Below are 12,377 nucleotides of genomic sequence, written 5' to 3'. Positions count from 1 at the left end.
CCGGTGAGGAGGCGGCGCTCCTGGGCGGCGGCGGCGATGCCCGTCCCTCCCCCAAGCAGGCCGACGGCGATGGCCAGGGCGAGGCCCAATTCGAAGCCGGGCACCCCGAAGAGGGGGACGAGGACGAGGGCCGACCCCCCACCGGCGAGCAGCAGCACGGTGGCCAGGACGGCGGGACGGCCCAACAGACCGCGGGCGCGGGGGAGGACTTGCCGCATGGCGTCCCCTATACTCCCCGACCGCATGTCCGAACAGAAGAGCGGATCCGAACTGCGCACCCATGGTCGTGCGCCCATCGAGCTGAAGGTCGACTACAAGAAGCTCAATTCGTTCTTCGCCGACTACACGAAGAACATCAGCAAGGGCGGTACCTTCATCAAGACGAAGAAGCCGCTGCCCATTGGCACGCGCTTCCTCTTCAAGCTGACGGTGCCGCACCGCGAGGCACCCTTCGAACTGTTGGGCGAGGTCGTCTGGTCCAAGGGCGACGCGGAGGAGCCCGGCATGGGCATCCGCTTCATCTACAGCAGCGAGTCGCAGCGCGTGGACTTCGAGACCCTGGTGGAGCGGTTGATGTCCGACAGCCTGGGGTCCGAGCTGACGGAGAAGCTGCTCAACAAGCCGCTGCATCCCCAGCACCCATGAAGCTCCGGGTCGCGTTGATGCTGGGCGCGCTGGCGCTCGTGGGCGGCGCGTGTCAGGAAGCGCCCGCCGCATCACCGAAGCCTGTGAAGCCCGCGCCCGCGCCTTCGCGAGCGCGCCCGAAGGACGTGTCGGCGGAGGACTACGTGATGCCAGGGCTGCCGCGCGCGCACGTGCGGCTGAAGGACGCGTACGGAGGCGTGCACCGTGTGGAGGTGGAGGTCGCCGCCACGGGGGATGCGCGCACGCGGGGCCTCATGTGGCGCAAGGCGCTGCCCGCAGGCCAGGGCATGCTCTTCCTCTTCCCGGAGGAGGACGTGCGGGGCTTCTGGATGCGCAACACGCTCATCCCGCTGGACATGCTGTTCATCACCTCCGAACACCGCATCGTCGGCATCATCGAGAACGCGGAGCCGCGCACGCTGGCGAACCGTTCGGTGGGCATCCCCAGCCAGTACGTGCTGGAGGTGCCGGGCGGTTGGTGCCAGGCGAACGGCATCGTCAAGGGCGGCGCGGTGGAGTTCGAGGGCGTGAGCACCGTCCCCATCTCGCCGTGACGCGTGCGCGGGCGCCTGTCGCGTGGCTGTCGCGCGCGGGTCCCGCCGCCATGAAGAAGTGACGCGCTGCTCAAGTGCGCGCCACATGACCTCCGCAGGATGCGCCCGCGCATGGCCGCCCCGAAGTCCGGGCGTGGTGCGCGCCACCTCTGGAGGATGCACTGCATGGCTTCTCGTCTGTTGGGTCGCGCTTCGAGCGCGCTGCTCCTGGTTGGCACCCTGACGTGGATGGGCTGCGAAGGTGAGCGGGGGCCCGCCGGCCAGGACGGCGCCGCGGGGCAGGACGGTCAGGAGGGCGCGCCCGGCTCCCCCGGGTCGGACGGTCCGACGGGAGGCGCGGGTCCCACGGGGCCCGGAACCCTGGGCCAGCCCGGTCCGGGCGCGACGGCGCGCGCGCAGGGCGTGGAGGCCGGCACGCCGCTGTCGTCCGTCATCGCCGTGACGTTCCGGGGGGACCTGGGCACGGGCGCCACCAACGTGGCGGAGTATGTGAAGGCGCGCGTGGAGCAGGTGGTCGCGGGGAAGCTGCCCTCGCCGCTGATGTTCCCGCTGTCGTCGGCGTCCACGGACACGGTGCGCTCGGTGCCGGGCCTGTTCCCCACCACGGTCATCAAGTGGATGGATCCGCTCGCGTTCGCGAAGGGTGGCCCGCGCTTCGGCGCGAACGTGGACTACATCGCGTTCTTCGGTGACGGCTGGTCGGTGGACGGTCGCGCGCCGCAGTACCAGGGCCAGGGCTCCGCGGGCTGGATGTGGATCAACCACGAGTACGTCTCCGGCGCGAAGCCGCGCGTGGGCACGTCGCCCACCGGCCAGCACCTGGACTTCGCGCGCTTCCTGCGCAACACGGGCACGCTCGCCAACACGGTGTCGGACGGCACCAGCTGGCAGGCGGACGCGCTCGTCACCTACAACCGCGAGTGGAAGAAGCAGGTCGGCGGCTCCTGGATGCGCGTGGTGCAGGACCCCGCGACGGGCGGCTGGGCGGTGGACCGCAACGCGGCCAACCTGCGCTACGACGCCACCAGCGCGACGCTGATGAAGGTGGTGGGCGTGACGCTGTCCGCCGCGGACCACGACGACTCCGGCGCCGCGCTGGAGGCAGGGGTGGTGCCGGGCACGCACTCCAACTGCTCCGGTGGTCAGACGCCGTGGGGCACCGTCATCGTGGGCGAGGAGAACGTCCAGGGCGCCTACGGAGATCCGGAAGGCGCGCTGTGGACGCCGAAGAACGACTGGATCGCCGCCGCCCCCGGCTTCGCGCCGGGGGCGCCGCTGGCGCCCGATTTCTCGGCCCCGGCGGAGGGGGACTTCGTCAGCACGGACCGCGACTCCTCGCACCTGAAGGACGGCTACGGTTACCTGACGGAGATTGATCCGGGCCAGCCGCCGGAGCTCTGGTACGGCAAGGACGCGGCGAAGCCGGGCGCGGGCCACCGCAAGCTGGGCGTGATGGGCCGCGCGCACTGGGAGAACGCCAGCTTCGTGGTGGGCGCGGACTGGAAGCTGCTCGCGGATCAGCCCGTCGTCGTCTACGGCGGCGATGACCGGCGCGGCGGCCGCATCTTCAAGTTCGTGTCGCAGGGGAAGTACACGCCCGGCATGACGAAGGCGCAGGTGCGCGCGCTGCTGGACGCGGGCACGCTCTACGTGGCGCACTTCGCGGGCCTGGACAACGCGACGGGCGACACGCTGGTCGGGGGCGTGGTGCCCACCGATGCGGCTCCGGGCCACGGCCGCTGGGTGCAGCTGGGCCTGGACAGCACGGACCTGGCGCCCAACGGCGAGGCGTACGGTCAGCCGACGTTGCAGGTGGGCGCTGCGCTGCGCGACGCGAACCACAACGCGGTGGGCGGCTTCGTCAACGACGACCAGGTGCGCAAGCTGTTGTGGACGGCCGCGAACAAGGTGGGCGTGATGGAGCTCAACCGCCCCGAGGACACGGAGTGGAACCCGAAGGACCCCAGCGGCACGCCGCTGCTCTACGTGGCCTTCACCGAGCACGGCGACCCCACGGCGTTGGATCAGCAGGGCCGTGTGGCCACCGCCGCGCTGGAGAGCGGCGCGTGGGTGAAGAAGGCGCGCGGCGCGCTGGACACCCGCGCGGTGGACAAGGTGGGCTCCATCTTCGCGCTGCGTGAGGCGAACCCCGCGGCGCCCGCGGGCTCGAAGACGTTCGACTTCTTCCGCGTGTGGAAGGGCGAGTCGGCGGCCACCAGCCCCATGCCGGAGTACGCGGCGGCCAAGCCGGACAACCTCGTCATCGACCGTGACGGTGGCGTGTGGTTCGGCACCGACGGCAACTTCGGCGTCAACAAGGTCGCGGACGGCATCTTCTATCTGGACCAGGCGCCCGCGCACCGCCAGAGCCCGTACTTCCGCAAGGCGTTCCGCGTGCTGTCCATGCCCAGCGACGCGGAGGCCACGGGGCCGGCATTCAACGCGGACATGACCAGCCTGTTCGTCAGCGTCCAGCACCCGGGCGAGGACAACTACAGCGTCTGGCCGTAGTCCCCACCGGACGACGGAGCCCCGCGCATGAACTCTTCCCAGCTCAAGAACATGCGGGGCCCCGTCGTCATCGTCCTGCTGTTGGGCGCGTTTGCTTCGGCGGCGGGCGTGTGGCGCCTGCGCACGCCGGCCGAAGCCGCGCCCCCGTTTGATCCGCTCGCGCAGGCACTCGCGGCCGGCAGCCGCGTGGCCAACCGCGAGGCCCCGGTGCCCTCCATGTGCTACACGAAGACGGCCGGGGTCTCGAACCCGTGCTGGACGTGCCACACGGGCGGCGTCGGCAACAACGTGATGGCCGATGAGTCGCTCCAGGCCGAGTACGCCTTCAGCGACGTGGCCCTGACGAACCACTGGACAAACCTCTTCACGGACCGCGTGAGCGCCCTCGCATCGCGCTCCGACGACGAGGTGCTCGCGTACATCCGCGAGGACAACTACACACCGCTCCGGGCCGCGCTCGTGGGGCGCGCGGGCGGCTACCAGGGCCAGGTGCCGGACCTGGACCTGGGGCGCGGCTTCGACGGGGACGGCTTCGCGAAGGACGGCAGCGGCTGGCGCGCCGTGCGCTACAAGCCCTTCCCGGGCACGTTCTGGCCCACCAACGGCAACACCGACGACGTCTTCGTCCGGCTGCCGGAAGCCTTTCGGAACGATGCGCGGGGGCAGCTGTCGCGCGACGTGTACCGCTTCAACCTCGCGGTGCTCGAAGCGGCGATGACGGTGGACCCGGGGCTCGTGGACGTGAAGGCCGCGCGTCGTCGCGTGGAGCCGGTGGACGAGCGCGCAGGTGGCATGGACCTGGACGGCGACGGTCGGTTGTCAGCGCAGGTGGAGGTCGTGCGCGGCCTGCCTGCCCACTACGCCGGAGGCGCGGCGGAGGTACCGGTGCGCCGGTACACCTATCCGCGCGGCACCGAGCTCCTGCACACCGTGCGCTACGTGGATCCGGACGCGCCCGCGCTCCTGTCCACGCGGCTGAAGGAGCTGCGCTACTCGCGCAAGGACGAAGCGCCCGCGGATGACAGGGTGCGGAACTTCTACGCGGAGGAGCAGGAGAAGAAGCGGCAGGGGCGGCTGCCAGCGTTCCAGGGCACGCCGGAGCTGGGGCTGATCAACGAGTTCGGCTGGCGCCTGCAGGGCTTCATCGAGGATGCGCAAGGGCGGCTGCGCCTCCAGACGCTGGAAGAGCATGTCGCCTGCATGGGCTGTCACACGAACCTGGGCGTCACGGTGGACCAGACCTTCGCGTTCCCACGCAAGGTGCCTGGTCGTGATGGGTGGCGACCGCAGGACCTGCGCGGCATCCCGGACGTGCCGCAGGCGGGTCATGCGCAGCCGGAGACCGCCACGTACTTCGAGCGGGTCCAGGGGGGCGACGAGTTCCGCGCGAACAATGAACTGCTCGCGCGCTTCTTCCCGGGAGGCACGCTGGATCTGCCCGCCGTGAGACGCGCGGCGCCCGGGGGAGACCGCGACCTCGCGTGGCTTGTGACGCCCTCGCGCAAGCGAGCGCTCCGGTTGGACAAGGCCTACTGGGCGCTGGTGCGGGAGCAGTCGTTCACGCTGGGGCGGGACACGCTCCTGGCGCCGCCCACCAACGTGCACCGCTCGGTGGAGAACGGCTCCACGGAACTGGAGGCTACGGGGCGCCTCTACACCGATGGGAGGCTGCACCTCGCGTGGGAGTGAGCCCGAAGTCCGCGGGATGCCGCTGATCCGACGGACGGCTGCACCTCGCGTGGGAGTGAGCCCGGAGTCCGCTGGGATGCCACTGCTCCGACGCGTGGCTGCACCCTGCCTGGAAGCGAGGCAGGGCGGGTCGCGGTGGCGAGGCACCGCTCCACCGGAAGGACCGCACCTCGCCCGCCGCTCAAGCCGGGCGCGGCCTACGTGGGCTTGGCCTGCTCGAAGAGGAACGTGCTGGCGTGCGTCTCACCGGACAGCGCCTTCACCTTCTTGCGCAGGGACGCGGCGACGGCGGACAGCTCGGCGGGATGGGGCTTGGGCGACAGCCCCCGGTGATCCACCGCCGCCAGGCTCAGCGTCACCGGCACGGGCGCGCCCGCGGCGTCGCCGGGAGTGAAGCCGCCCCTGCGCAGGTCCTCCGGGCCGTACAGCGGGACCTTCTCCGCGTCGAAGCGCTGGCAGAGCGTGCGCAGCACTTCGGGCGACACCGCTTCAGGGCACACGAGCACGAAGTCGTCGCCGCCCACGTGGCCCAGGTGCGAGCCGGGCGGCAACAGGTGCAGGCACTCCGACAGCAGGCCCGCGGTGTAGCGGATCACCCGGTCGCCCTGGAGGAAGCCGTAGCGGTCGTTGTAGGCCTCGAAGTGGTCCAGGTCGCCGTAGATGACGGTGAACGCGTCGCCCTGGAGCGCGGCACGGATCCACCGTTCAATCATGCGGCTGCCGGGCAGGTCCGTGAGCGGATGCGCGCCGGTGGCGGCGTGCTGCTCCAGATCCGAGGCCCGCGCGATGAGCTGCTTCATCGTCACCGTGCCCAGGAAGTGGCCCTGGGCATCCGTCACCACCACCGGGTCGTAGACGGACTCGGGCGGACGGCGCATCGCCATGCGCGCCAGGGCGGTGATGGCCGTGCTGTCCTCCACCACCATCAGGTCCACGGGCGCTCCGTCCTCGAGCGCCGGAGTCGCATCCGCGGAGCTGCCGCCCCACCGCGCGTAGAAGCTCCGCCGCGTCACCACCGCGTGCGGCTGTTCCCCGTTCAGCAGCACGACGTGGTCCTCGCCTGGCGTGCGGCGGAAGAGCCGATCCAGCTCGATCGCGGGCGACGTCACCGGGGCGCACGGAGGCCGGATGATCATGCTGCCCACCGTCTCGTCGTCCTCGTGCTCGCGCTGGTGCAGGGCGCGGATGGCCTCGCGGCAGCGCTCGGCGAACTCCGCGCCCGGCCGCTGCGGCGAGCTCACCGGCCGCGCCAGCAGGTAGCCCTGCGCGTGCCGGATGCCCAGGCGCAGCAACACGGCCAGCTCGTTCCACGTCTCCACGCCCTCGGCGATGAGCACTGCGTCCACGCGCTGCGCGAAGGCGACCAGCGACTTCACCAGGTGCTGCCGGTAGGTGTGCAGGTGGATGTCGCGCACCAGCGCTTGATCCAACTTGATGAAGTCCGGCGCGCTGTGCACCAGCGTCACCAACCCCGAGTGCCCCGCGCCGAAGTCATCCAGCGCGATGCCGAAGCCCTGCTCCGAGTACCGCCGCGCGAGCATGCGCAGCTGCTCCGTGTCCTCGAAGGTGCTGCGCTCGGTGATCTCGAGCACCAGTTGCCGGGGACTGAGGCCGTGCTGGCGCAACAGCTCCAACGTGGACGCGCCACCGAAGCGCTCGTCGCTCAACACATCCGGGCTGACGTTGAAGAAGAAGGGGCCGCGCCGCTGCGCCTCCGGCAGCGTGGCGATGCGGCGCACCGCCGCGGTCCAGCACGCGCGCTCCAACTCGTAGGTGAAGCCCTCCACGCGCGCGCGGGAGAACAGCTCGTTGGGGGACTCCACCGGGCCCAGGCCTCGCGACAGCACCTCGTGGCCCAGCACCTCGCCACTCAGCAAATCGACGATGGGCTGGAAGACGGTGGCGACCCTCGGCTCATCACCGTTCCACAGCCAGGGAGGGGGGAGGCCGGGCTTGCTGGGGGAAGGCACACTCATGGCCCCCAAAATGTACCCCGCCCTGAGGGAAGCTTCAGGTCCCCCCCTGCGAGAACCGCAGCGGGCTCGAAGCCAGACGCTCGCCACAAGTCCCCAGGCCCGACCTTCCGGGAGGGGTGGGGAGGGGAGCCCCCGCCGCTATTCCCCGCGAATCCGTTGGATTTCCGGCACGTTGGCGCCCTCGGAGGCCTGCGGCGCCGCGTCCACGGGCGCCACGGGAGGAGCCTCCACGGGGGCAACCTGGGCGAGCGTCACCTGGGCCGCGACGGCGTCCATGGCCTGGCCCTCCTCTCCCTGGGCGGTCGAGAGGGCACGGAAACGGCGGGCCAGCGAGGCCAGTTCCGCGGCCTTGAGCTGGGCCTGACCGCTGCGCAGGGACAAGAGCGCCACGCGCGCGCGCTCCAACAAGGCCACCTCCGCGCGCAGCCTCGCGATGATGCGCTCGCGGCGCTGGCGCATGTCTCCCAGCCGCTCCACCTCCTCGGACAGCGACGCCGCCGCGACCTCCAACTGCCGGCGCGCCACGGCGTCGGTGCTCGCGCGGGCGCTGCGCTCCAGGCTGTCGCGCTCCGCTTGAAGCTCCGCGGTGGCTCGCTCCTCCAGCTGCGCCTCCACCCCGGCCCACTCGGACGCCAGCTCCACCGCGCCGCGCGTGATGCGCGCCAGCGTGCGGGCCAGCTCCTCGCGCGCGGGCTCCCGGGGCAGCTTCGCGAGCGACTGGCCGCACTGGCGATAGAGGGACAGCGCGCGTTCCGACAGCGTGTGGAAGTCACCGGAGAGCTGGGGCAGCAACTCCTCCGCGCGCGCCTCCACGGGGTCGGCCGTCAGTCCCAGGTGCGCGGCGATGGCGCCCAGGCCCACGAAGAGGCCCACGATGCCGCCCACGACTCCCGCCGCCAGCAGCGTCGGCGTGGCCACCGACGCGAGCCGCAGCGCGAGGATGTCCGCCACCACGCCCCCGGCCAGCGTGAGCCCCGCGCCCAGCACGCTGCCCAGGCCGTAGTGCACGAGCGTGGGGCGGGCCTCCGCCACCTGGCCCTCCTCGCCCAATTCATTGAGGCGCGCGCGCACCAGCAGCGCCCCCGCGGCCGCGCCGCTCGTGGCCACCGTCCACCCGGGCGACAGGCCCAGCCCGTAGGGCAGGCCGATGAGCAGCAGCCCCAGGCCGCTCAGGAGGCCCCGGTCCCACCGGTCGCCGCGCGCGCACGCCAGCACCACCGCGGCCGGCACCAGCCACGTGAGCGGCACTGGGACGCCCAGGCGCAGCGTGAGCCAGTGCAGCAGCCCCGCCCCGGCACCCGCCGCCAGCGCGCGCGTGACGGTGTGCTCGAAGGCTTCGCGGTGGTGGAATTGCAACACGGCGGCATTCATCGGGACACCCCGGGAACGGCCCTCGGGCCGGGAATGTCCTTCGAACGCGCGGCCCGCGAAAAAGGTCTACGCCTTCGGGCGCGACAGCGGTCCCGTCTTCCCCTTCGTCACGCGGAGGTAGTCCGCGGGGGCGAGGAGCAGCTGCGTGCCTCGCACCCCCGCCGACACGGAGACGACGTCGAACAGCTCCAGCGTCTCGTCCACGTACACGGGGTAGTCCTTCTTGCCCCCCAGCGCGGTGACGCCGCCCCGGATGTAGCCGGTGAGCGGCTGCAGCTCCTTGAGGGGCACGGTGTCCACCTTGCGATCTCCGCTCAGCCGCGCCAGCGCCTTCAGGTCCAGCTCCGCGTTGCCGGGCACCACCGCCAGCAGCACGCCGGTGCGGTCGCCCTTCGCCACCAGCGTCTTGAAGACCTGTTCGGCGGGCATGCCCACCTTGGCGGCCACCGTCTCCGCGGACAGGTCGTCCGGATCCACCTCGTAGTCGCGCAGCGTGTACGCGATGCCGAGCGAGTCCAACAGCCGGGCGGCGTTCGTCTTCATGGGCTCACATCCCCAGGAGCGTGGCGGCGGCCTTCACGCGGGCGAGCGCGTCCTCGGGCGTGGTGCCCACGGCGGACAGATGCCCCATCTTGCGGCCCTTGCGCGCGTCGCGCTTGCCGTACAGGTGCAGCCGGACGCCGGGCATGGCCAGCACCTGTTCAAAGCGGGGCCCGCCCTCATGCAGCCACAGGTCGCCCAGCAGGTTGACGATGGCCGCGGGGCGCACCACCTCCACGGAGCCCAGGGGCAGGTTGCACACCGCGCGCACGGCCTGCTCGAACTGGCTCGTCAGGCACGCCACCTCCGTGGAGTGGAAGCTGTTGTGCGGCCGGGGCGCCATCTCGTTCACCAGCAGCGAGCCGTCGCCCAAGAGGAACATCTCCACCACCAGCAGCCCCTCCACCTTCAGCGCGGCGGTGATGTCGCGCGCCACCTGCGACGCCTGCGTGAGCACGGCCTGCGGCAACGGACCCGGCAGGAGCGACCACGCCAGGATGCGCTGCTCGTGGTGGTTGAACGCGGGCGGGTACACCGCGAGCTGACCGTCCGGCCCCCGCGCGACCAGCACCGACAGCTCCGCCTGCAAGTCGAGCGCGGCCTCCACCACCACGGAGCTTTCGCCCAGCTCGCGCCACGCGACGCCCGCCTCGGAGGCCTGCTTTACCTCGTACTGGCCGCGCCCGTCGTAGCCGCCCTCGCTGGACTTGATGAAGCACTTGCCGCCCAGCGCGGTGATGGCCTGCGCCAGCTCCGCCTCCGAGTGCGCCTCGCGCCACGGCCCCAGCGGGAAGCCGCCCTTCGCGAGCCACGACTTCTGCCGGCCGCGGTGCTGCACCACCTCCAGCACGGACGCGCCGGGCCGCATGGGCGCGTGGCGGGCCACGGCGTTGAGCGTCGCCAGCGACACCTTCTCAATCTCCAGCGTCACCACGTCACACGAGCGCGCCAGGTCCTCCGCGGCGGACGTGTCGGAGAAGGACGCGGTGAGGCAGCGGTCCACCACGTTGCGCGCCGGACACGACGAGTCCGGATCCAGCGCCTGCACCTGGTAGCCCAGCGTGCGCGCCGCGAGCGCCATCATGCGCCCCAGCTGCCCTCCACCCAGGATGCCCAGCGTGCCGCCGGGGAGCACCACGCGCGCCGTCATCCCGACACCTCCCGGTGCGCCAGCACCTCGTCCGTGCGCGCCTTGCGCCAGGCCCCCAACCGCTCGCGCAGCTCCGGGTACTTCAGGCAGAGGATGGCCGCCGCGTGCAGCGCCGCGTTGGCGGCCCCCGGCTTGCCAATGGCCTGCGTGCCCACCGGGACGCCCTTGGGCATCTGCACGATGGAGAGCAGCGCGTCGAAGCCGTTGAGCACCGTGGTGGGCATGGGCACGCCCAGCACCGGCAGCAGCGTCTTGCTGGACACCATGCCGGGCAGGTGCGCCGCGCCGCCCGCCGCGGCGATGATGACGGACAGGCCCCGTCCTTCCGCCGTGGACGCGTACTCCATCATCCAGTCCGGAGTGCGGTGCGCGGACACGACGCGCACCTCATGCGGGATGCGCAGCTCGGCGAGGATGTCGATCGCCGGTTGCAGGTGTTCGAGGTCGCTTCTGCCGCCCATGATGACCCCGACCCACGGGGTGCTCGCGCTCGCCGCCATGCTGTCTCGCGCCTCCAGTGCGCCCTTCCAGGGCTGAAGCCTGGAAGAACGCGGAGATAGGGCCACGCGATTCCGCAGGTCAACCGCGAAGATGTCACTTCGCGTCAGGGAGGGGCCGGGGGGCCGAGCGTCACCCCCCTCCCGCCCTGCAGGTCTGCTCAGTAGGTGGAGCCCAGCCGGCCGAAGGACTTCAGCGCCTGCACCTTGCTCTTCTTCACGGCGGCGCGCTGGGACGTCTCGTCGTCCGCGGCGTCGTATTCCTGCATCGCCTGGGCCTGCTCGGCCTGATCCGCCGCCACCGCCGCCGCGCCCGCCACCGAGGCCGCCTCGGAGAAGAGCGCCTGGTTCTGGCGCAGCAGGTCCTGGGCCTCGCCCTTCTTGCCCGTGCTCATCGCCTCCGCGGCCTTCTGGAGGTTCTGCGCGCTGCGCGCCCGGGCCGCGTACACCGTGGCCTCCTTGTCCTGGCGCGACACCACCTCTTCCCGCACGTCGGTGGCCACCGCGGCCAGCGTGGACGTGTCCTCCACGCCCTTGTTCGCCAGCAGGTCCGTGTACGCGACCTTCAGCCCCGCCACCTGCACGGACTGGCCCGCCGCGCCGCCGGTGACGTTCAGCCGCACCACCACGCGCTCCACCTGGCCCGCGGAGAAGTCCGGCATCGCCACGCGCACGGTGTTGCCGGCCTGGTGCGCGCGGTAGCCCAGCACCTCGCCCAGCGTCGTGCCCGGAGGCAGCTCGAAGGACAGCTCCACGTTGCGCGCCACCGCGGTGGTGGCCTGCTGCAGGTCGCGCTGGAAGAGGGTGGACAGCTTGCCCGCGTCCTCCAGGAAGCCGTAGGCGCCCGCGCCGTACTCGGCGAAGGACTGCATCAGGTCCTCGTTGAAGTCGGTGCCCACGCCAATGGCGCTCACCGTGATGCCGGAGGCGCGGATCTCCCGCACCACGTTCTTCAGCCCCTCGTCATCCGACACGCCCTCGGTGGGCTGGCCGTCGCTCATCAGGATGAGGCGGTTGACGCTGGCGGCGCCGCCCATGGCGGACGCCAGCTGCGTGCGGCCCACGGACAGGCCCGCGCTGATGTTGGTGCCACCGTCGTCCCAGATGCCGTCGATGAAGCGGGCCATCCGGTCGCGGTTCTCCGCGGTCGCCGGCAGCGACGGCAGGCTCTTCACGTCCGAGCCGTAGTGCACGATGGCCAGCCGGTCCTCGTCGCGCAGCAGCGTCACCAGGTGCCGCGCGGCCTGCTTCGCCTGCTGCAGCTTGTAGCCGCTCATGGAGCCGGACCGGTCGATGACGACCGCCAGGTTCACCGGGCTGCGCTTCGCGCCGGGCACCTCCATGCCGGTGAGGTCCACCGTGACGTACGTCTCCGACGGGCCCACCGGGATGTAGGGGTGCGACAGCCGGCTCGTCACCTGGAAGCTGTCTCTTATACCCATCT

At 71.6% G+C, this 12,377-nt stretch carries 11 protein-coding genes; 4 read left to right on the top strand and 7 right to left on the bottom strand.

Translation table 11 applies throughout. From position 1 onward, the window contains the following. Positions 1–218 (bottom strand): hypothetical protein (locus D7V97_RS30415; RefSeq protein ID WP_199728988.1); only part of this gene is annotated, 218 nt, incomplete at its 3' end. Between the two features lie 25 nt (positions 219–243). Between D7V97_RS30415 and D7V97_RS30410 the strand changes: the two genes are divergently transcribed. From D7V97_RS30410 to D7V97_RS30395, 4 genes are all read left to right on the top strand, one after another. Continuing rightward, entirely contained in the window at positions 244–645 is a 402-nt protein-coding gene (locus tag D7V97_RS30410) for a TIGR02266 family protein (RefSeq protein WP_120535495.1), read from the top strand. Then, a complete protein-coding gene (locus D7V97_RS30405; protein WP_199728987.1) occupies positions 642–1,199 on the top strand; it encodes a DUF192 domain-containing protein in 558 nt (185 codons plus the stop codon). The genes D7V97_RS30410 and D7V97_RS30405 overlap by 4 nt, the downstream gene beginning before the upstream one ends. Positions 1,200–1,364: 165 nt before the next feature. Then, on the top strand, positions 1,365–3,710 hold the full coding sequence (locus D7V97_RS30400) for a PhoX family phosphatase (protein WP_147445032.1): 2,346 nt from the start codon (positions 1,365–1,367) through the stop codon (positions 3,708–3,710). Between the two features lie 27 nt (positions 3,711–3,737). Next, positions 3,738–5,399 (top strand): hypothetical protein, encoded by a 1,662-nt coding sequence (locus D7V97_RS30395; protein ID WP_120614133.1) that lies wholly within the window; start codon positions 3,738–3,740, stop codon positions 5,397–5,399. A gap of 197 nt (positions 5,400–5,596) precedes the next feature. On the opposite strand, the gene D7V97_RS30390 is transcribed toward D7V97_RS30395, so the two are convergent. The 6 genes from D7V97_RS30390 to D7V97_RS30365 form a co-directional block, all read right to left on the bottom strand. Beyond that, the gene (locus D7V97_RS30390; protein ID WP_158623485.1) at positions 5,597–7,375 is read right to left on the bottom strand and encodes an EAL domain-containing protein; all 1,779 of its coding nucleotides are present in this window, start codon (positions 7,373–7,375) and stop codon (positions 5,597–5,599) included. Between the two features lie 138 nt (positions 7,376–7,513). Then, positions 7,514–8,734, bottom strand: a complete 1,221-nt coding sequence (locus tag D7V97_RS30385) for a hypothetical protein (RefSeq protein ID WP_233583322.1) — start codon at positions 8,732–8,734, stop codon at positions 7,514–7,516. A gap of 78 nt (positions 8,735–8,812) precedes the next feature. Then, entirely contained in the window at positions 8,813–9,289 is a 477-nt protein-coding gene (ybaK, locus tag D7V97_RS30380; protein WP_120614131.1) for a Cys-tRNA(Pro) deacylase, read from the bottom strand. Between the two features lie 4 nt (positions 9,290–9,293). Beyond that, positions 9,294–10,436, bottom strand: a complete 1,143-nt coding sequence (gene purK / locus D7V97_RS30375) for a 5-(carboxyamino)imidazole ribonucleotide synthase (protein ID WP_120614130.1) — start codon at positions 10,434–10,436, stop codon at positions 9,294–9,296. Beyond that, positions 10,433–10,936, bottom strand: coding sequence for a 5-(carboxyamino)imidazole ribonucleotide mutase (purE, locus tag D7V97_RS30370; RefSeq protein ID WP_199728986.1), 504 nt, complete (start codon positions 10,934–10,936; stop codon positions 10,433–10,435). The genes purK and purE overlap by 4 nt, the downstream gene beginning before the upstream one ends. Before the next feature lie 158 nt (positions 10,937–11,094). After that, positions 11,095–12,377, bottom strand: a 1,283-nt coding sequence (locus tag D7V97_RS30365) for a VWA domain-containing protein (protein ID WP_120614129.1), incomplete at its 5' end; no start/stop codon positions are given.

Source organism: Corallococcus sp. CA053C, assembly GCF_003611675.1.
Lineage (GTDB): Bacteria > Myxococcota > Myxococcia > Myxococcales > Myxococcaceae > Corallococcus.
This window is presented reverse-complemented; position numbering and strand designations above follow the sequence as displayed.

Excerpts from the sequence above, each read along its gene's own strand:
- D7V97_RS30410 (WP_120535495.1), top strand. The coding sequence starts at position 244 with ATGTCCGAACAGAAGAGCGGATCCGAACTGCGCACCCATGGTCGTGCG.
- D7V97_RS30390 (WP_158623485.1), bottom strand. The coding sequence starts at position 7,375 with ATGAGTGTGCCTTCCCCCAGCAAGCCCGGCCTCCCCCCTCCCTGGCTG.
- purE (WP_199728986.1), bottom strand. The coding sequence starts at position 10,936 with ATGGCGGCGAGCGCGAGCACCCCGTGGGTCGGGGTCATCATGGGCGGC.
- D7V97_RS30405 (WP_199728987.1), top strand. The coding sequence starts at position 642 with ATGAAGCTCCGGGTCGCGTTGATGCTGGGCGCGCTGGCGCTCGTGGGC.
- D7V97_RS30395 (WP_120614133.1), top strand. The coding sequence starts at position 3,738 with ATGAACTCTTCCCAGCTCAAGAACATGCGGGGCCCCGTCGTCATCGTC.
- D7V97_RS30400 (WP_147445032.1), top strand. The coding sequence starts at position 1,365 with ATGGCTTCTCGTCTGTTGGGTCGCGCTTCGAGCGCGCTGCTCCTGGTT.
- purK (WP_120614130.1), bottom strand. The coding sequence starts at position 10,436 with ATGACGGCGCGCGTGGTGCTCCCCGGCGGCACGCTGGGCATCCTGGGT.
- ybaK (WP_120614131.1), bottom strand. The coding sequence starts at position 9,289 with ATGAAGACGAACGCCGCCCGGCTGTTGGACTCGCTCGGCATCGCGTAC.